General features: G+C 36.7%; 15 protein-coding genes and 1 pseudogene. 5 read left to right on the top strand and 11 right to left on the bottom strand.

Annotated elements, in window-relative coordinates; genetic code table 11:
• Positions 1 to 212: 212 nt before the first annotated feature.
• Both BBF96_RS13785 and kamA read left to right on the top strand, forming a co-directional pair.
• Positions 213 to 1,649 (top strand): sigma-54 interaction domain-containing protein, encoded by a 1,437-nt coding sequence (locus BBF96_RS13785; protein WP_127017691.1) that lies wholly within the window; start codon positions 213 to 215, stop codon positions 1,647 to 1,649.
• 349 nt (positions 1,650 to 1,998) lie between these two features.
• Entirely contained in the window at positions 1,999 to 3,213 is a 1,215-nt protein-coding gene (kamA, locus tag BBF96_RS13780) for a lysine 2,3-aminomutase (RefSeq protein WP_127017690.1), read from the top strand.
• Between the two features lie 508 nt (positions 3,214 to 3,721).
• Here the strand turns inward: kamA and BBF96_RS17255 are convergent.
• The 4 genes and pseudogenes from BBF96_RS17255 to BBF96_RS13760 form a co-directional block, all read right to left on the bottom strand.
• Positions 3,722 to 3,844: pseudogene (locus tag BBF96_RS17255) on the bottom strand (hypothetical protein); the annotation flags it as partial.
• Positions 3,845 to 3,929: 85 nt separating this feature from the next.
• Positions 3,930 to 4,649 carry an HAD family hydrolase gene (locus tag BBF96_RS13770; RefSeq protein WP_164731081.1) on the bottom strand — a complete coding sequence of 240 codons (720 nt, stop codon included), beginning with the start codon at positions 4,647 to 4,649 and terminating at the stop codon, positions 3,930 to 3,932.
• A gap of 502 nt (positions 4,650 to 5,151) precedes the next feature.
• Positions 5,152 to 6,189, bottom strand: coding sequence for an L-erythro-3,5-diaminohexanoate dehydrogenase (gene kdd, locus BBF96_RS13765; protein WP_127018280.1), 1,038 nt, complete (start codon positions 6,187 to 6,189; stop codon positions 5,152 to 5,154).
• A gap of 165 nt (positions 6,190 to 6,354) precedes the next feature.
• Complete coding sequence (locus tag BBF96_RS13760; RefSeq protein WP_127017688.1) at positions 6,355 to 7,602, bottom strand: MFS transporter; 1,248 nt, start codon at positions 7,600 to 7,602, stop codon at positions 6,355 to 6,357.
• A gap of 555 nt (positions 7,603 to 8,157) precedes the next feature.
• Here BBF96_RS13760 and BBF96_RS13755 point away from each other — a divergent pair.
• Positions 8,158 to 9,417, top strand: a complete 1,260-nt coding sequence (locus BBF96_RS13755) for an MFS transporter (RefSeq protein WP_127017687.1) — start codon at positions 8,158 to 8,160, stop codon at positions 9,415 to 9,417.
• Positions 9,418 to 9,861: 444 nt separating this feature from the next.
• Here BBF96_RS13755 and BBF96_RS13750 read toward each other — a convergent pair whose 3' ends face one another.
• The 7 genes from BBF96_RS13750 to ord all read right to left on the bottom strand — a co-directional run bounded on the left by BBF96_RS13750 (position 9,862) and on the right by ord (position 17,097).
• Entirely contained in the window at positions 9,862 to 11,214 is a 1,353-nt protein-coding gene (locus BBF96_RS13750) for a GlmL-related ornithine degradation protein (protein WP_127017686.1), read from the bottom strand.
• 83 nt (positions 11,215 to 11,297) lie between these two features.
• Positions 11,298 to 13,496 (bottom strand): D-ornithine 4,5-aminomutase subunit OraE, encoded by a 2,199-nt coding sequence (oraE, locus tag BBF96_RS13745; protein WP_127017685.1) that lies wholly within the window; start codon positions 13,494 to 13,496, stop codon positions 11,298 to 11,300.
• Entirely contained in the window at positions 13,496 to 13,867 is a 372-nt protein-coding gene (locus BBF96_RS13740; protein WP_127017684.1) for an ornithine aminomutase subunit alpha, read from the bottom strand. The genes oraE and BBF96_RS13740 overlap by 1 nt, the downstream gene beginning before the upstream one ends.
• Before the next feature lie 22 nt (positions 13,868 to 13,889).
• Positions 13,890 to 14,324, bottom strand: a complete 435-nt coding sequence (locus BBF96_RS13735; protein WP_127017683.1) for an NUDIX hydrolase — start codon at positions 14,322 to 14,324, stop codon at positions 13,890 to 13,892.
• Between the two features lie 24 nt (positions 14,325 to 14,348).
• The gene (gene ortB, locus BBF96_RS13730; RefSeq protein ID WP_127017682.1) at positions 14,349 to 15,767 is read right to left on the bottom strand and encodes a 2-amino-4-oxopentanoate thiolase subunit OrtB; all 1,419 of its coding nucleotides are present in this window, start codon (positions 15,765 to 15,767) and stop codon (positions 14,349 to 14,351) included.
• A gap of 5 nt (positions 15,768 to 15,772) precedes the next feature.
• Positions 15,773 to 16,072 (bottom strand): 2-amino-4-oxopentanoate thiolase subunit OrtA, encoded by a 300-nt coding sequence (gene ortA, locus BBF96_RS13725; protein WP_127017681.1) that lies wholly within the window; start codon positions 16,070 to 16,072, stop codon positions 15,773 to 15,775.
• Positions 16,073 to 16,095: 23 nt separating this feature from the next.
• Positions 16,096 to 17,097: a 2,4-diaminopentanoate dehydrogenase gene (gene ord, locus BBF96_RS13720; protein ID WP_205665795.1), complete on the bottom strand. Its 1,002-nt coding sequence runs from the start codon at positions 17,095 to 17,097 to the stop codon at positions 16,096 to 16,098.
• Between the two features lie 465 nt (positions 17,098 to 17,562).
• Between ord and BBF96_RS13715 the strand changes: the two genes are divergently transcribed.
• Together BBF96_RS13715 and BBF96_RS13710 are read left to right on the top strand one after the other, a co-directional pair.
• The gene (locus tag BBF96_RS13715) at positions 17,563 to 17,832 is read left to right on the top strand and encodes an ArsR/SmtB family transcription factor (protein WP_127018279.1); all 270 of its coding nucleotides are present in this window, start codon (positions 17,563 to 17,565) and stop codon (positions 17,830 to 17,832) included.
• A gap of 88 nt (positions 17,833 to 17,920) precedes the next feature.
• On the top strand, positions 17,921 to 20,407 hold the full coding sequence (locus BBF96_RS13710) for a CoA-disulfide reductase (RefSeq protein ID WP_127017679.1): 2,487 nt from the start codon (positions 17,921 to 17,923) through the stop codon (positions 20,405 to 20,407).
• Positions 20,408 to 20,432 lie beyond the last annotated feature (25 nt).

The raw sequence follows: 20,432 nt of genomic DNA, 5'->3' as shown, positions 1-20,432 counted from the left end.
AGGATTTAAGCTTTATTATGCCCAATATTAAAAATAATGAAGTATTAAACTGCAAAAAGCCAATTCTGAGCGACATAGAAATTTTTCGTCAAACCATCTTAGTGAGATTTCATTCGAACTTTAGATAGTTCGAAAAATTTCTTTATGAAGCGAAAAATTAGCTTTTTACAGTAAGATCGTGAAAAAATAACTCAAAAAAAGAAGGTGATTGAATGAAATCCTATCACCATAAGGCCAAATCGACATTAAAATCGACATTATTAGAGACCATTTTAAACTCCATTGATGAGGGAATTCATGTAGTAAATAGTGAGGGTAAGACCATATTTTACAATCATAGAGCAGCAGAAATCGATGGCTTTGAACCAGAAGAAGTTCTGGGAAAACATATCCTTGAAGTCTACCCATCACTGACAGAAGAAACCAGTACTTTAATCAGAACACTCCGCACAGGAGAACCGATAGAAGAAAGACAACAAACATTCATCAATAAAAAAGGTAAAAAAATTACCACAATCAATAAAACCATTCCTGTAAGACTGGATGATCAATCCATTGGCGCTCTGGAAATTTCCCGGGAAATTACCCAACTTCAAGAATTAGTAAACAAAATTTCTCATTTACAAAGCCAGCTCCACCTTGAACGAACAAATAAGCCCATATCTCTGGCCCCGGGAACCCGTTACTCATTTGATCAGATCATCGGAAAACATCCTGACTTTATCAAAGCCATTGATTATGCAAAAAAAGCAGCAGAAACCTCATCTTCTATCCTCCTTTATGGTGAAACTGGAACGGGTAAGGAAGTTTTTGCACAAAGCATTCACAATGCCAGCCCGCGTAAAAACAAACCATTCATAGCTCAAAACTGTGCTGCTTTGCCCAGAGATTTACTGGAAAGTCTTCTTTTTGGGACCGAAAAAGGAGGATTTACAGGAGCCGTCAGTAGGCCGGGCCTTTTTGAACAGGCTAATGGTGGAACACTGCTTTTAGATGAGATCAATTCCATGAGTATAGATCTACAGGCCAAATTACTGCGAGTACTACAGGACAACCGAATCCGTCGGATTGGAGGTAACAAAGAAAAAGAAATCAATGTTCGGATAATTGCCACATCCAATGTACCCCCGGAAAAAGCTCTAAAAGAAAAACAGATTCGTGAAGACCTTTTTTACCGCCTTAGTGTTGTGCTTATTCGAATTCCTCCTTTACGGGAACGAATTGATTACGACTTAAAAGACCTGGTACAATATTTTATCCACTATTATAACCGAAAATTTAAAAAAAATGTTCAGGGAATTACCAATTCGGTAATGAAAATTTTTTACCAATATCATTGGCCGGGAAATGTCCGGGAACTCCAACATGTTATTGAAGGAGCTTTTAATCTAATCGGATCTAAGAAGCAGATCCAAATCGAACATATTCCCCAGTATCTTAAACAAAGAGTGCAAAATCAGGACTATCAAAATAACAATACTTTTGAAAATTTCTCTGGACAATCTCTGCCTGCTGCAGTTGAACAATTAGAACGCAAATTAATCAAAAAAGCATTACAAACAGCCGATGGCAATATCAGTAAGGCAGCTAGAATTCTACAAATCAAGCGACAGACTTTACAGTACAAAATAAAAAAATATGGGTTATAAATTAATGTGCAAAATTTTTTGCAATCAAAGTGCAATAATTTTTGCACTTTTCTTTATTCTTCCCCCCTCCCCAAATTTATTTTAAAATCCCCTATATTCCGCTGATTCATCATAATAATGATTTTACTACAAAAAGCTAGTTTTTCGCTTCAAAAGAAATTTTTCGAACCACCTAAAGTTCGAGCCCAAATAAGAAGGTTTAACGAAAAATTTCTATGTCGCTCAAAATTGGCTTTTTGCAGTTTAATTAATAATGGGTAAAAAAATTCCTAAATAATATATATGGCACATTTTTTGCATTATATCATGAATGTGAAAACTAATCTGACCGTTAAAGGAGGAAAAATTAATGCGTGATTACCATTCCATCCCCCTCTGGAAAGATGTTACTCCTAAGGAGTGGAATGATTGGCAATGGCAGATCCGCAATCGGATAACAGATGTTGAGGCTTTAAAAAAAGTTATTAATTTGACTCCTGAAGAAGAAGAAGGTATCCGCAAATCCTTAAAAACTCTACGGATGGCCATCACTCCTTATTATGCAACTTTAATGGATCCTGATAACCCCAACTGTCCGGTGCGGAAACAGGCAGTACCTACTATAAAAGAATTAATTAAAGGTAAATTTGACTTAGAAGATCCTCTCCATGAAGATAAAGATTCACCTACTCCCGGACTAACCCATCGCTATCCAGATCGTGTATTACTTTTAGTAACAGATCAATGCTCCATGTACTGCCGCCATTGTACCCGCCGCCGTCTGGCAGGAACCCATGATACAGCTATGCCTAAAGAACAGGTTAAAAAGGCCATTGAATATATCCGCAACACTCCCGCAATCAGAGATGTTTTGATCTCCGGCGGTGACGGACTCTTAATCTCTGATGAGTGGCTTGAAGAGATCATTAGTGAATTAAGAACCATTTCTCACGTTGAAATTATCCGTATCGGCACCAGAACTCCCGTTGTTCTACCACAGCGAATTACACCAAAACTAGTAAATATGTTAAAAAAATATCATCCCATCTGGCTTAATACTCACTTCAATCATCCAAAGGAAATGACTCCGGAAAGTGAAAAAGCCCTCGCTTTACTGGCTGATGCGGGAATCCCTCTGGGAAATCAGAGTGTACTTCTAAAAGGTGTTAATGATTGTCCATTTATTATGAAAAAATTGGTTCATATACTGGTAAAAAATCGGGTTCGTCCATATTACATCTATCAATGTGATCTTTCTCAGGGAATCGAACACTTCAGAACTTCTGTAGCTAAGGGAATTGAGATCATCGAATCCCTTCGAGGTCATACTTCCGGTTTCGCAGTACCAACTTTTGTAGTTGATGCCCCCGGTGGTGGCGGTAAGATTCCAGTAGGTCCACAATATCTGATCTCCCAATCCGACAGAAAGGTTATTTTAAGAAACTATGAAGGCGTTATTTGTGCATACACCGAGCCCAAAGATAAAATCAGTCACTGCCAGGAATGCGGACTCTGTAAAGAAGAAAAACACATCGGCATCGAAAAACTACTCCATACTGATATATATAGTCTGGAGCAAGAATAAACTTTCCTCTTTTTAAACATAAACCCCCGTCAGTTAACCTTGACAGGGGTCTTTTTAATCCTAAGAACGAAGATCAATTTATTCTATTTATCTACTTTTATTGGCAAAACAGATAAAATATGTATAAGTTTTTTCTTAAATCTGGCTTTTGCATATTCAATTTGTTTTATCACCTGGTTCTCTACCATACCGCCGTAACTTTTTCGCTAATTTACAACATATTCTATAGAAATTTTTTCATAAATGATTATACTGCAAAAAGCTAATTTTGAGCGACATAGAAATTTTTCGCCAAATCATCTTAGCGAGATTTTCAACAAAATAAGACCTCATTAAAGGATGTAATGAGCTAGTCAAGGGCTAAGAGGGCCCTTTGATTAGGAAGCCTTATTTCAGCGGAAATCGAGCTTTAGATGATTCGAAAAATTTCTCAAAAAGCGAAAAATTAGCTTTTTGCAGTTTAACCATAGATATTTTCTGTAAAAAATAAGCTGAACTTCTTCCGCTCCTAAAGAGTTAGACCATCTAAACATTTACCTTCTTTAATACAGTATAAAACTAATTTGCCAACAATCTCATGAGCCTGACAGAAAGGTAAGTCTTTTATTACCAGATAGTCTGCTGCGTCTGTTACATTTAAAAAACATCTTCAGTTGCATCTTTCATCCTCCTTTAAAATTTCATTTACTACCTTCCACTACATCATCTTCTTTAACTTATCTTTCCGCCCTTAAAAACGAATCTACTATATCTGGAATTCTCTCCAAAGAACCTGTAACTTTAAAATTTACCTCATCCATCTGCTCAATGGTCTCCTTATACCGTCCTTTCCGGTCAATCAAAATTCCATTAATACCAACCTCAATGGCAGCTAGAATATCAGTTTTTAGATCATCTCCTACATATACTACCTGCTCTGGAGATAATCCAGCTTTCTTTAAAAGAACTTGAAAAATCTCAGGAGATGGTTTGGCTACTCCTACATCACCGGAAAATACCATTAAATCAAATTTTCCATATAACCCCATACAATTCAATTTATTTCGCTGCTGTTCTCCATCTCCGTTGGAGAGGATTCCTAATCGGTACCTTCCCTGTAAACTTCTTAAACACCCATCTACATCAGAAAAACATCTCCAATTATTTTGATAATATTTTAGATATTCACTAAAATAAACCCACGCCCTCTCGTCATCTATCTCTTTTCCCACCATAGCAAAAATACTTTTTACCCTATAGATCCGCTGATCTTTAAAACTATATTTTCCCTGCAAATAAAGCTGATAAAATCGCTCGGATTCTTTATGCCAGTGATAAAGAAATTCTTCTTCAGATATTCTCTGTAAGACCTTATGTGATCGGTAAAATTCCAAAATTGCTGCCTGTACTGCTCCACTATGATCGAGTAATGTATCATCCAGGTCAAAAATAACCATCATATATATCATCCTTTCAAATTTTCTTGTATGCTTTTACATTTCTACTAATTCTCTTAAAAATCCTTTATAAAACAAACTGGCCTTCGGCTATAATATTTTATAAGGAAAATTTGTTGATACCTAGAGATAAAAGTTATTCACAGCCGTATAATTTCATGTTATTAAAAAAGAGTTAACCAGCAGTTTTACACACCCGGTTAACTCTTTTAATTTCTAAGTATGATTTTACTGCAAAAAGCTAATTTTTCGCTTCAAGAGAAATTTTTCGAACCATCTAAAGTTCGATTTCAATCGAAATAAAGCACACTAATCAATGGACCTTCCTGGCCCTTAATTAACTCATCACATCCTGTAATGAGGCCTTATTTCGATGAAATCTCACTAAGATGGTTTAATGAAAAATTTCTATATCGCTCAAAATTAACTTTTTGCAGTTTAATCAAATATTCTTTTTCAAAAAAAACTATTTGTCAGAAATTAAAATGGCCAAAAAACTCTTTTAACCATATAACCGTTCAAAAATATCCTTTAACTTCTGATTCTCCCTTAAAGTATGTAGAGCAATCTCAGCATGATCTTTTGTATAACCATTACCGATTATCATAATCACATCTTTGCCAACTCCTTCAGCACCTAAAGCTGCTTTAGTAAAGCTGGTAGCCATACTGAAGAAATAGATTATACCACCATCCCTGGTTGGTAAAATACTGGCCATTTCAGTATCGGGAATATTTACACAGTTAATAGTCACATCCACCTGTTTACCACCTGTAGCTTCCTCAACCATTCTTAAAACCTCGACAGGTCTAGTAGCATCACCTTGAAGAACAATATCAGCAAGACCCAATTCACGAATTCGATTACAACTGGCATCACTATGACCCATACCGATAACTGTACCGGTCACACCAGCACGTTTCTTCGCTTCATGAAGACATAGCATACCAGACTTACCACCTGCACCGATAATCAACACAGTATCACCGGGTTTAACCAATTTAGCAGTCTGAGCAGGAGCTCCTGCCACATCTAATACCGCCAATGCCAGAGTATCACTCATATCATCAGGCAGTTTAGCATATATCCCGCTTTCGAATAAAATAGCCTGGCCCTCAATATCAACCTGATCAATCTCAGGACGCACTTCCTTAATTTTATCAATTCTAAGCGGAGTCAAGGATAAAGAAACCAATGTTGCGATCCGGTCACCTACTTTTAAATCCCGATCTTTCAATTTTTCTCCAATCTGTGCAACCCGACCAATAAGCATACCGCCAGAACCGGTCACAGGATTGTGATGTTTGCCTCTTTCTTCTACAATCTCCATCATCCTGGCTTTGATCTTTTCTACATCTCCCCCGGCCTCTTCCTTGATCTGAGTAAAGCTAGCCGAATCAATGTTTAAGGTCTGAACATCGATTAAAATTTCGTTGTCATAAATCTCCATGGTGTTGTCAATCTTCCAGGCAGGCTGTGGTAATGTTCCCTTCGGCTCAATAACCCGATGTGTTCCATACGGACATCCTTTTTTCATCAACATAACCCCCTTTTTTAGATATTAATCTCCAATCTTTATATATTTCGCCATATTTTATATTAGTCCTCTATTTACTAATTTTAAAGAATATTTTTGTTAACCTAAACTTAGAACGTTAACACTATTAAAGTACTACAAAAGTTTAATTATTAAGGGATTTTGACCCTATGCTTCAATAGTGTCAACATTTTGACTCTCTTTTTTAGAAATCGCACCATTAAATTTTAAAATCCATACTAAATTTGAAAACATAAGAATACCTGATACCACTAAAATCAGGTTGACTGAATATAAATTTGCAAAAAAACCATTCAATAAAAGGCCTAATGGCATTAAGAAATCCATCACCATATTCCTTATCCCCACAAACATTCCTAAACATTCTTTATCAATATGAGTCTGTAAAGAACTATTTAATAAGATAGCTGCCATTCCAACTGCTATACCTATCAATAATTGAGCCAGACAGGTTAATATAAAAATATTAGAGAGCCCCACAATTATAATAGAACCAGCAAGAAGAGAGATGGCTAAAACATTCATTCTTCCAGGTTTCAATCTTTTTTTCACAAATTCTGTACCGAGAATCATACTAATTCCCATTAATCCAATACCCTCACTTGTTTGCAAAATTCCATATCCATTAGCACCCACATTCAGTTTTTCAGCCACAAAAGTAATCAAATTTAATGGTGTAAGTAAAAAGTTGACCATTCCAAAGATAATAATACCATATCTTGCAATGGGTATATTTAATACCTGAACAAATGATTCTTTAATATCTGCAATAAAAGATTTGTTCTTTTTCTCTTCTTTGTGTTTTCTTTGACTTTCTGGCATTTGGATAAAAAGTTCAGCAAAAGCTGAAATTAAAAAAGATAAAGCATTAATTAAAAATGCAATCTCTACACCCAAAGTAGCAACAATAATACCGCTCAAAGCAGGGCCAAGAATATTACTGAAGTTCTTACTTAATGAATGTAAAGAATTGGCCACAACCAGATCTTCTTTAGCAACTAAACGAGGAATAGCAGTAAATATAGCAGGTCTAAAAAAAGAGATCAATAAACTGGATAACATGGCTGTAATATAAAAATGATATAAATGCAATTTTCTCCTGAAGGCTACAATTGTAATCCAGAGAATAACCAGACCTTGTAATAAATCAGTAATAACAATAATCCATTTTTGATTAAACTTGTCTGAAAATTTCCCAGCAATCATTCCAAAAAAAATACCAGGTAAAATTGATAATAAAACAATCTGACTCACAATCAACGGGGACCCACTCGCTCTGGTTATCCACCACATATATGCTATTCGATAAAATATTGTTCCGATATTAGATATTAATTGACCCGACCATAATAAAAAGAAATTTTTATTTCTAAATAATAAATGTTTTTTTTTCATAACTTCTACACCTCCTACCTTGATTCAGAATTATCGAATCTCTTAAAGGACAGTTTCGAGCCCCAAATATAGATATATGGCTTTTGAAAATTACCTTATCATATACTTCGTTGACTGCATCCAAAACAGATTACATAGTTCTGCTTCTATTTTCCGCCATTTTTAAATAATTATTATAGTAATAAAATCTATTAGAAGTTTTCCACAAATAAAAATATTGACTTTGATTGTTTATTATGGTAATATCAAAGCTAAAAAGTGATAAAAAATAAATTGCTAAATTTTGAAATATTTGATAAAATGCAAACTATTACAGATAGCTAAGTTATAAATTTAAGAAAGTAAAACTATGTTATCAAGATGAATCAATACATTTATGCTCATATAATAGACGGAATATTTCAGTAAGAAAAAATGGAGAAATTACTCCATGTTCTAGATTCTTAACACTTCCACTGATTCTCTGAATAAATACAATAGAGTTATCATGAATTAATCGATATGGCTAAAAAATAATGATATGTAAGAAATATTTTATCCAGAGAGGTGATTTAAGTGAGCGAATCAAGCAATATAAAAAAATATTACTATATTATTGTATTTTTCCAGTTGTTTATAACTGAAATTACAGGAACTACTTTTGTATTATATTTACTATATAAAGGGTTGAATCTTTTCCATGTTAATATTGTAGTAACTGTATTTTTTGCTACAATACTTATTATGGAAATACCTACAGGAATTATAGCAGATTTATATGGTAGACGCATCTCTGTTTCTTTAGGATTTTTGTGTTTTTCTATATCTGGAATTATATTTTTAAAATCAAACTCTTTTTCTGGCTTCATTGTCGCTGAAATTTTAGCTGCTATAGGGGCAACATTACAGTCAGGAGCCCTGGAAGCATGGGTCGTCGACAATTTAAAATTTTTCAATAAAGAAAATATAAAGCTTGAACTTTTATTTTCCCGGGCAGGTATGATCAGATATTTTGCCGGCTTTTTTTGCGGGCTGTTGGGGGCATATCTTGCCAATTTTAAATATGAACTTCCGTGGATTGTAAGTATAATATTATGTCTGCTCATAACTTTTTTTACATTAGCTATAATGAAAGAACCTTATTTTAAAAAGAAGTCTGTCAATTTTAAAAATACCCTCAGTTCAATGAAGATAATTATAAAAGATAGTATCAACTATGGAATGATGAACAAACCAATACTAATATTTTTCATTATTGAAATATTAATTAGTTTTTCTAATTCAGCAGGAAACACATTTCAACAACCAAGATTGGTCAGCCTCTCTGGACATGGTATATGGATTTTTGGATGGATTAAAGGCATATATTCTATATTTTTAATGTCTGGAAGTTGGTTAATCGGTTATTTAAGTAAAAAGCATAAAGATCATTATCAACTGATATTTTATTCCTGTTTTATGACAGGCTTTTGGCTTATTTTAAGTGGTGTATTTAATTCGTTTGCTTCAGTATTGACTGTTTTCTTAATTTATGAAATAGGACGGGGCATGTATAATCCTGCAAAACAAACTTTCTTAAATTATCGAATTCCATCTGATAAAAGAGCAACTATACTATCTTTTCAATCAGCCGTTTCACAAATGGGTATGATCCTGGGATTGTTTATTACAGGGATTATTTCAAGCAACTTTATAGATTTATCTTCGAATCAACTACCAATAAGAATATCCTGGATACTTTGTGGAATAATTGCTATTATAGCTGCTCCAATATCAATTATTATAAAAAATATAGAAACAAAAAAAGTGATAAAAAACATATATTGCGTTGAGTAAAAGCCTTAAAAAAATCTGGAAAGCATAGAAATAACAAATACCATATCTGCTTGTCATCGTTCTTCAGGATAATATATGAGAAATAAATCTAAGTGATTTTACAGAGAATATCCAAAGGGAAACTAAAGAAAGAATATAATCTATATTCGGATAAAGAGATCAGGTGTTAGCCTGATCTCTTTTATTATATTTTACTGCGAAAAGTTAATTTTTCACTTCATAAAAAATTTTTCGAACCATCTAAAGTTTGATTTCAGTCGAAATAAGGCACACTAATCAATGGGTCCTCCTGACCCTTGATTAGTTCATCACCTCCTCATATGAGGCCTTATTTCTCCTTCAATCTCACTAAGATGGTTAAACGAAAAATTTTAATGGCTCTCAAAATTAGCTTTTTACAGTTTAATCAACTATTAATTTTCTAGAAAAACCAATCTTATAAAATCAATACTTCATACTCTTTAGCATTAATTTTAACGCAGCTTCCGGAAATCTCTTACTCATTACACCCATAGACGCCATGATATAATCATGATCAATTAAAACTTCTGCATCCAGAGGAGGTAATAACTTTTTACCTCTATCTCTGCGTAAATTACCCAATATCTCTGGGCCAGCTTTTAACCGTGTCAAAGCCCCACCTGTACCAATAATCCACTTCACTCTGGTCAAATCTTTGCCTTCCGCTACCTTAACCCGCCCGGTCGGACCATAAAGGTCCTTCATCTGCCCCACATGGCGATCCACCGCAATATTAACAGCCTCCCGGGTTAGAATTTGAATCAGCTCAATTTCCTCTTTTGTTCTGGGAATCGGCTTACGTTCTTCCAAAAGTTGATCCAGTTCAACACCTAATTCCTTCTCAACCTCTTCTTTTCCTATCAGCTCAATCAAATTTATTGCATTTACAAATACTCCCAGATCCCCTTCTACTGTACGTTTGGCGGTAGGTTCAGGACTGATCATAATATCCCGTATCTCTCCCGAACCCTCAGTTACAGAATGAACATCTGTAGTAGCACCACCCACATCTAATACCATAAGATCACCAATATGGTCATATAATAGTTGAGCTGCCTCCATCACAGCACCCGGAGTGGGCATCATTGGCCCATCAATCAAATCCTTAATCTTAGACATCCCTGGTGCACGGACAATATGTTCTTCAAATACCTGCTGAATAACCCTGCGGGTAGGGAGAATATTAAACTCATCAATATTGGGATAGACATTATCAACTATAAATACCTTTTTTCCTCCATCTTCTAAAATCTCTTTTACATCTTCCTGAATCGCTTTATTTCCTGCATAGATAACTGGTACATCAAGTTCCAGCTTTGCCAGCATTTCCGCATTATCCAGGATGACTTCTTCTTCTCCGTAATCTACACCTCCAGCCAGAAGAATTATATTGGGATTAATCTTTAAAATCTTTTTTAAGTGCCGTTCTTTTATCCGGCCTGCCGTAACTTCTCTAATAACACCTCCAGCACCTAAAGCAGCCTCTCTCGCTGCTTTAACGGTCATATCATATACCAGACCATGAACAGTCATTTTCAGGCCTCCAGCGGCACTGCTGGTGGCGTGCATCTCTCCCCAGGTCAGCTCTAAAACCCCCAGATTGGCCTTTAAATCCTCAATAGCGTTATTTAAACCAATAGTAACATCTCCCTCTAACACTGTTGTTGGCGCCTGGCCCTGACCCAGAAAAATGGGATCAGGAGTATGTAAATCTGTAAAAGCATTAACTACTGTAGTTGTACTTCCAATCTCAGCAACTAATACATCTACCTTCATTAATATCTCCCTCTCTTAAAATCAGGTATTTGAAAATAAGGCCTGGCATTATCACCAGACCATGATTTTAAATGAGCCTTAGATTACTTCTTTTTCTCCATACGATGTTTAACAAGGAAGCTTGCTACATGATGTCCTTTAGTACCGCGACCAAAACCAGCATCCATACCACACTCAATAGCAATATCATTGGTCACCTGAGTACCGCCAGCAATCAGACAGACTTTATCCCTGATTCCTTTTTCTACACAGAGATCGTGAAGTTTCTTCATATTTGTACGGTGAACATCATTATGGGTAATAATGGTACTGATAAGAATTGCTTCTGCATTCACTTCAATGGCGGCATTTACAACTTTTTCGATGGGTACAGAAGTTCCCAGATAGGTACACTTAATACCATATTTTTCAATACCACCATGTTTAATATCAATAATCTCTCTCATACCTACAGAATGCTCATCTTCCCCAACAGTTGCAGCAACAACGCGCATTGGTTTTGCCTTAATATTGGCTCTAATTGTATCATCATCCAATAATTCTTCTTCTTCTGGAATTACCAGTTCTTTTGGATCAATGGTAAACTCTATCTGACCTTTGACCTCAAGAAAAGTACCTTCAGATGGATGCATTTGCTGTTTATGAATTACTTCTACATTCTTTAAGCCCATCTTCTTTGCTATCTCTAAAGCTGCTGCTTCTGCAATCCGTTCTTCTACAGGTAAGAAGAGAACTATATTTACCCAACCATCACCGGCCCATTCTACCTCCGGTTTAATCAGACAATCATCACCGCGAACACCCTTTGTTTTCTCTAAACGTTTATAAACATTATCCTCTGGGTCAAGTTCATCAATAAAGACAATCTTTTCTGGTTTACAGAGAGTACATCCATCAATCAAATCACAGGGATTTTCAATATTTTCAGGCAGGTTATTGTAACCAAAATGGTCACAGACCGGTGCCATATAATCATCATCCCGCGGTACAACAGTACCAGCACCTACACCGCCATCAATTTGACGGGAAATTCCGTCACCATTTCGCTCAGGATAATAACCAGAATCTACAAAAAAGCCATCTTCTACTGCCTTGAAATATCCGCCTTTTTCTAAAATTTCTTCTAAGAAGAGAACAGCCCTTTCTTTAATTTCTCTTACCTTTTCACGGAGATATCCATCTTTTTTAAGTTCAATCATCTCCATTAAACCATCCATACCAATTAATGCCTGTTTAGCAGTATTGATAGCATGGATGTTATTATAATGCCAGGGCACATTTCGCCCTTCATCAGGGGTAATGGTACTTTGTATATCAGCAGAAGTTAACCGTGAAATCATCAGATTTAGCACATGGGTTACAGTAGCTTCCCGGGTACAGGACTCCATATATTTGGTGTTCATCTGGGCCCTAAATTTAAACCCTTTAAAAAGTTCTCTTAAAGCAACTGCATAAGGTAAATCTAACCTCATACATGGTGCCGGAGGAGCTGTTGGTGGTACAGTTGAAAGAGCAATATTCTCTTTCTTCATTCCAGCCTTTATAGAAAACATCGAATTTATTGCGTGCTGAACTAAAAGTTCAGGCATAACCTTCCATGCTTCACGTGCAGTGGCATTGGCATTATGAGCACCATCAATCTGGAGCATATTAGCCCCTGCCATTAATTTTTTAGCTACCGCTGCATCTACAAAGGAACGAATCATGTTTACATTCCGGTAAAGAACATTATATTGCGGGTCCTGATGAGCCCCATTTACTCCTTCTTCAGCAAAAAGAGTAGCTACCTCTGGCCCCGCTACACCACTGACGTAAGAGTGGAAATTAATCGGCCGACCTACTTCATCTTCAATCATATCCAGAGCTTTCCGGCTGGCTCTAATCTGCTTACGACTTATGGGTACACCACCAACTCCTTCTGGAGTACCTTCAATTAAACCATCGAAATGGCTCTGGCCCATTGTTCTGATAACCATTATATGGTCTGCACCATGCCAGGCAGCCATCCGCATTCGACGAATATCATCTTCAAATCTACCGGAAGCAATCTCTGTAGTAATAACACAATCAGGTTGTGGATCAATATTGCCAAAGCTTTTGGCAGCAGGTAATGGAATACTATTTTTTAAATCTTCAGATACCTGATAGTAAGTAAAAGGTCCTTTTTTTACTGGCTTATCTGTTTTTTTACGCCAGGTCCAGCCTTTACGCCGCGGCCTATAGTTTTCCAGATCCTGCAACAGTTCATCAATATTAATCTTTTTATTTGGATCTAACTTCATCACTTTCCACCTCCTCTAAAGATTGCCTCTACATCATCCCAATATTTACCCTCAATTAAAGCCTGACCTGCTTCACGGATTCCTAAGCCTTTTTCTTTTGCAATTTTCCAGACAATATGTCCTGCACCTTTACCTAATAGGTCTCTTTCAGAGATCATCTGTACCAGGTCCTTAGCTTCCAGACTACTCAAACCCATCCTTAGAAGCACAGACCTCTCAATAGATGGGGAAGTATGCTTATAAGCCAGATCTATCAGCGGATCGACAATCTTCTCCGCCAACTCCCAGAAACGTTGATGAAGTTCTTCATCACTTAAATTAGCCAGATGTTTACGACGTTCTTGAAAATCATCCCGTCTTTCCTCTGCCATATTTCCTCAACCTCCTGTTAACTTAAATTCCCCGTTTTATAATAAATTCCAATGTCCGATAAAATAAAGGGGGTATAATCTCAGGATATGTCAGCTTTTGCGGTAATTCCAAATACAGCTTCTGTTGTGCCATTTCAGATTCCGCTGGTAATGGCCCTAACTCATGAACATCAGCAAAAAAGAGCATTCCATAGCTTTCCTTTGAACTATCCTCTATAACAGAATAGATAGCCACAGGAAAAAGGGCAAATTTAATTGCTCCTGTCTCTTCCATTAATTCACGACCAGCACAATCAAAAACAGATTCATCTGGTTCGACCCGCCCTCCAGGTAATTCCCATGTATTCCGGTTCCGATGTTGAACAAAAATCCATTTTCCTTTAAATCTGGCCATTATCACAGCATACAGCATCTTTTCTAAAGGTATTTCCTTTAATGAATAAAATTTTACTTCCAACAATCCTTCCTCCTATCACAACATTTAACTAACTATTACTCCTAATTCCTGCATAACCTGTTTTACATATTCTTCACTCTCTTTAACTTCAGCAGCAAGAAAAGCTAATTCTACATCATTAATTGAAGTTACACCGGTCTTTTCTATCACATTCTTTAAATAAGATCTACGTACCTTATCCATATCCACATCCTTAGCTTTAATCTGGGCAGGATGCTCAGGGATAATGATCCTTTCACCTGGTTTATCATCTGCTGGATTACCCAGCCGTACTTCTATACCCATTTTTTTGGCCAGAGTTAACTGGGCAGTCGGATGTTTACCAGCTCCAGTATATTCGGTTTCCTGAACCACCACAATCTGATCTTCTCTCATTTCCCGGGCAATAGAAATAGCTGCTGCCAGAGAAGTATTCCCCGCTGGTCCCCGTTCCAGTCCCTCCAATTGAGCTAAAGCTTCGGTTACATAAAATACCTCTCCTTGTGTAACAGTTACATACCTATCCATATACCTCAATGCCCGGGCCGCATTCCGAGGTACATCCGCTCTATCTGGCCAGGTGGCAAATGGCATTCCAAATCCGGTATGACCTGTGGTAAAAGACTTCCGATTAAAAGCTTTATCACTGGCCATATGCAAACCGACTAAATTCACACTGGCTCCGATAATCTTTGTATCTTTAGCTCCTGCCTTTAATACACCTCTGGCCGTTCCTGTTAGATTTCCGCCTCCTGCATGGGTAATCACGATAGCATCCGGGTCCCGCCCTTCCCGTTCACGAATCTCCTCTACTATTTCATAACCAAGAGTCTCTACACCAGCAATCCCAAAAGGTGTGTACAAAGAAGCATTAAAATACCTAGTCTCTTCCAACACTCTTAAAAAAGTATAAAATAGTTCAGGGCCTACACTTAACTGTAAAACCTCAGCACCATATGCCTCACATTTACGTCCCTTTTCCAAAATCTCAGGTTGACCTAAACCTGTACTATCAAAAACCTCCTGAACAATGATACATTTTAAACCTCGTATAGCTGCCTGAGAAGCAACAGCAGCACCATAGTTACCACTAGTGGCAGCTACAACTCCTTTATAACCGTGCTTCTGAGCATGATATACAGAAACAGATGCTCTGCGCGCTTTAAAACTTCCTGATGGGTTACAGGCTTCATCTTTTATGAAAATCCGGGCACCGTACCCCGGTCTGGCAGTTTTACGTACCAGACGGGTTATATTCTTAAGTTCCAGTAAAGGAGTATTTCCTACCCCAGTTTCCTTTTGAATTCGCCGGATTTCATCCAAACTATAGCCTACTTCTTCCATCATTCGCTCATAGTCAAAGGCAATGGAGGTTAATTCAAACTTACCATAATCAATCCCAATCGCCTGTTTCATAATCTCATTTTTCCGCTCCATCACCTTTTCATAACTCATATCCTTCATTAGCTCTATTCCTCCTCAAAGAGAAATTGACGCAGCTTTTGACCAATGGTCAAAAGCTCAGGAATGGGCTCACCAAAATCATGCTCATAGCGCGGATTCACAGCCTCTAAACGTCCTTTTAATTTACGACCAATCAAAGTTGTAATGGTCACTTCATCACCAATGGAAGCATCTTCTTCTAAAAATCCTTTAACCCTCAATTCCAGGGGTACTTTTTTAGTATCATTGGGCACCTGAGGGGCACGCTCTTCTGGCTTAAGGACAATTTGACGAATCTGAACCCATGTTCCTTTGGGTACTTTCATACCCAAAAACCCCCTTTTTGATCTTATTTATCCTGTATTAAGTTTTTCAAATCCCGGGCGATATATGCAGGTACTGGTAATTCAGACATATGAACCAGGCCAGGTTCTGCATTGATTACAGCAGGAATCATATTTACAGCACAGGCCATCGTTCCTTTACCGCCAGGAATCTCTGGAGTAATAGCCAATTTAATATGTGGATCACCAATGATTTCAATATAATCACCTGTTTCAACACCTTCCAGATGGGGATGAATCTGCTGAGGATGTTCAAGAGTAATCAATGTTTTACCGTTTTTCTTTCCATAAGCTATATGACGGCAACCTGCTACCTGACCTTTTTCAACTTTTACGTATGGAGTTTCACGATAAACATTGGAAATAATAGGTTCTCTTATCTCTTCAATCTCATCCAATTCCCAACCCATTCTGGAAGCAATCATAGTAATAGACTCTTTAAATCCAATATGACCTACAATTTCGCCAGATTTTAGACCAGCTTCAAACTCTTCAGGAGTAGTACCTACACCCTGGGTTCTCATTACAGTTGGACCGAATGGTGATAAATCATTAATCCGGGCTGCTCTAATTTCTTTTACATCCAGACATACACCAGTTAAAGCAAGAATTAATGTATCCAGTACAAAACCTGGGTTAATACCGGTACCCAGAACAGTTACTCCCTTTTCTTTTGCCAATCTATCAATTTCAGCCGCCAATTCAGGTTCTTGAGCTTCAGGATAAGACATCTCTTCAGCGATGGTAATTACATTCAAACCAGCTTCAATACCCTCTTTGATTTGGGGAAATACTTCTTTTGTAAAGGAACTGGTAGCAATAAGAAGTAAATCTGCTTCTTTATTTGCTAATGCTTCACTTAGACTGGATTTAATCTCTATACCAATCTTCTCCTGGCCCAAAAGTTCACCTACATCTTTACCGATTTTTTGAGGATCACGTTCTATAGCTCCTATGAGTTCCATTCCTTTTTTGGATAAAATTAATTTAGCCATTCCCTGGCCCATTGCACCTAAACCCCAGCTAATAACCCTCACTTTTGCCAAAATAAATCACTCCTTTATTTAATTTTTATACATCGATGAATATTTCTCTAAATATATATTAGATATAAGTCTTCTTTTTCCTCTAAATTTTCAGTGAATTTAAAATCTTTGTTTATTTAAGCCCTCCTGAACCTTGATTAGCTCATCACCCCCTCATATGAGGCCATTCTTTTTCAATTTCATTAAGTAAGATGGTTTAACGAAAAATTTCTATAGCGCTCAAAATTAGCTTTTTGCAGTAAAATCTTTTATTAAAATCAAGCTTTAATACTTCTTTTTGTATTTAATCTCATTTATTCTGCTAATTTCCGTTCTTTTAATTGTAAATTTTAAAAAAAGAATTTGACAGATACATTAATTTATTGTAATATTATAATATAAGCAGGGTTTGGGAGGTTGTTTTTCGTGCAAGATTTAACAAATCAAATGGAAATTTTAGAAGCTAAAAGTGAAATTTTAAAGGCCCTGGCTCATCCTGTTCGCCTATGTATTGTGAAAGGGCTTATCGAAACAGAATTTTGTAATGTAACCAAAATGCAATCATGTCTTGAAATTCCACAATCTACTATTTCTCAACATCTAACCAAACTTAAAGCAGCAGGAATTATTGAAGGAAAACGTGAAGGAGTCAAAATTAACTATTCTGTTGTTAATAAAGATGCCAGAAAGATCATTAAAGCCCTTTTTGAGAAATAAAATAAGTCTTGTTAACAAGACTTAATGTTTTTTTATCAAAAATATATCGTAATATTACAATATATAAATAAAAGGGGGTATTATTTAAATGGGTAAAAAGGTTGTCATTGTTGGTGGTGTAGCCGGTGGAGCCAGTGCTGCTGCTAGGCTTAGACGAATTGATGAAAACGCAGAAATTATTTTACTGGAACGCGGCGAGCATATCTCCTTTGCCAATTGTGGTCTCCCATATCACATTGGTGAAGTAATCACTGAAAGAAGCAAACTTCTGGTTCAGACTCCTGAAGCTATGAAAAAACGTTTTAATATTGATGTCAGAGTTCTTAATGAAGTTATTGCTATTGATCGTGAAAATAAAGTTGTAAAAATTAAAAATCACAAAACAGGTGAGACTTATACTGAAAGCTATGATTATTTAATACTCTCACCCGGCGCTAACCCTGTTAAACCACCCATTCCCGGCATAGATCATCCAAATATTTTCACATTACGCAATATTCCGGATATGGATAAAATTAAGGGATATATTGACAACAAAAAACCAAAATCAGCTATTGTTGTGGGTGGTGGATTTATTGGTCTTGAAATGGCAGAAAACTTGCATCACAGAGGTCTTAATGTAACTATAGTGGAAATGGCCGACCAGGTAATGGCTCCCCTTGATTTTGAAATGGCTGCCATTGTTCATGAGCATATTCGCTCCAAAAATGTCAATTTAATCCTGAAAGATGGTGTCAAATCTTTCAAAGACCGGTCCGGTCAGGTCCAGGTCACTCTTCAAAGCGGTAAAGAGATCACTGCTGATTTAGTTATTTTAGCCATCGGTGTTCGTCCCGATACAACCCTTGCTAAATCGTGTGGTCTTGAACTGGGTAAACGGGGCGGTATTAAAGTAAACGAATATTTACAAACTTCTGATCCATCCATTTACGCTATTGGTGATGCTATTGAAGTTGAAGATTTCATTACAAAAAAGAATACATTAATTCCATTGGCTGGGCCAGCCAATAAACAAGGACGTATTGTTGCCAATAATATCGCTGGACGTCCAGAAACTTATAAAGGAACTCAAGGTACGGCCATTGCCAAAGTCTTCGATCTTACTGTAGCATCAACAGGTGCCAATGAAAAAACTCTAAAGCGTGAAGGAATTAAATATATAGCTTCCATTACTCACTCTGGATCTCATGCCGGTTATTATCCAGGTGCAATCCCTATGTCAATAAAGATACTCTTTACTCCCGAAGGCAAACTTTTAGGAGCCCAGATTGTCGGTTATAAAGGTGTTGATAAACGGATTGATGTATTGGCAACCGCAATCCGCTTCGGTAAGACCGTCTTTGACTTACAAGAATTAGAATTGGCCTATGCTCCACCATTCTCCTCTGCTAAAGACCCTGTTAACATGGCTGGCTATGCTGCAGGTAATATTATCAATGGGGATACTGACATCATCCATTGGCATGAAATTCCTAAACTAGATCTTAATAAATCTGTTCTCGTCGATGTAAGAACAAAAATGGAATGGAATTTAGGAGCTATTGAGGGTGCTATTCTCATTCCTGTCGATGAATTAAGAGATCGCTTAAATGAATTACCTAAAGATAAAGAAATTATTATTTACTGTCAGGTTGGTTTGCGTGGCTATATTGCTAGCCGAATTCTTAAACAACACGGTTTTACTAAAGTCAAAAATTTAAGTGGTGGCTATAAGACCTATAAAACCGTAATTAAGGAATTGAACCTTCAAAATGATTCAACTAACTCAACATCCGGTTCTTCCTGCTGTAATGTTGTAGAGAAAGAAACCGTCAACGCAAAAGAAGCTGTAATATCAACACAGGAAACAGTTAAATTAGATGCCTGCGGCCTTCAATGTCCTGGACCAATTATGCAGGTCTATCAAAAGATGAAACATTTAAAAGATGGTCAGGTTCTTGAAGTAAGGGCTACAGACCCTGGTTTTGTTACCGACATCCCTGCCTGGTGCAAACGTACTGGTAATAAATTGCTCAAACAAGAAAAAACCGATAACTGTTTTATTGCATATATTCAAAAAGGTGGTGGAAAGAATCAGGAAATGACAAATCAGGTGACAAATCTACCGCAGGATAAAACTATAATTATATTCAGTGGAGATCTGGATAAGGCCATTGCTTCCTTTATTATCGCTAACGGTGCTGCTTCAATGGGACGTAAAGTTACCATGTTCTTTACCTTCTGGGGATTAAATATTCTAAGAAAAAATCAAAAAGTAAAAGTTAAAAAAGGCTTTTTAGATAAAATGTTCGGTATGATGATGCCCAGGGGAAGCAAAAAACTCGGTCTTTCAAAAATGAACATGATGGGTATTGGTCCAAAAATGATTCGTTATGTTATGAAAAAGAAAGGTGTTGATTCCTTAGAAGCCTTAATTGGCCAGGCAAAAATGGCAGGTGTTCGCCTTGTAGCCTGTCAAATGTCAATGGATGTAATGGGTATTAAAAAAGAAGAGTTAATCGATGGTGTAGAAATTGGTGGAGTTGCAAATTATCTAGGAGCAGCCGAGGAATCCAATGTTAACCTCTTTATCTAAACACTACAGCTTATTTTGTGGAATG

Origin of the sequence: Anoxybacter fermentans, assembly GCF_003991135.1 — a bacterium.
GTDB classification, from domain to species: Bacteria; Bacillota; Halanaerobiia; order DY22613; family DY22613; genus Anoxybacter; species Anoxybacter fermentans.
Note: the sequence above shows the minus strand (reverse complement) of the source record. Positions and strands in the feature narration are given on the sequence as shown.

Coding starts and splice junctions, on each gene's coding strand:
- BBF96_RS13710 (WP_127017679.1), top strand. CDS start 17,921: ATGGGTAAAAAGGTTGTCATTGTTGGTGGTGTAGCCGGTGGAGCCAGT.
- BBF96_RS13770 (WP_164731081.1), bottom strand. CDS start 4,649: ATGGTTATTTTTGACCTGGATGATACATTACTCGATCATAGTGGAGCA.
- oraE (WP_127017685.1), bottom strand. CDS start 13,496: ATGAAGTTAGATCCAAATAAAAAGATTAATATTGATGAACTGTTGCAG.
- BBF96_RS13715 (WP_127018279.1), top strand. CDS start 17,563: ATGGAAATTTTAGAAGCTAAAAGTGAAATTTTAAAGGCCCTGGCTCAT.
- BBF96_RS13750 (WP_127017686.1), bottom strand. CDS start 11,214: ATGAAGGTAGATGTATTAGTTGCTGAGATTGGAAGTACAACTACAGTA.
- ord (WP_205665795.1), bottom strand. CDS start 17,097: ATGGGCCAGGGAATGGCTAAATTAATTTTATCCAAAAAAGGAATGGAA.
- BBF96_RS13785 (WP_127017691.1), top strand. CDS start 213: ATGAAATCCTATCACCATAAGGCCAAATCGACATTAAAATCGACATTA.
- BBF96_RS13740 (WP_127017684.1), bottom strand. CDS start 13,867: ATGGCAGAGGAAAGACGGGATGATTTTCAAGAACGTCGTAAACATCTG.
- ortA (WP_127017681.1), bottom strand. CDS start 16,072: ATGAAAGTACCCAAAGGAACATGGGTTCAGATTCGTCAAATTGTCCTT.
- BBF96_RS13760 (WP_127017688.1), bottom strand. CDS start 7,602: ATGAAAAAAAAACATTTATTATTTAGAAATAAAAATTTCTTTTTATTA.
- ortB (WP_127017682.1), bottom strand. CDS start 15,767: ATGAAGGATATGAGTTATGAAAAGGTGATGGAGCGGAAAAATGAGATT.
- kamA (WP_127017690.1), top strand. CDS start 1,999: ATGCGTGATTACCATTCCATCCCCCTCTGGAAAGATGTTACTCCTAAG.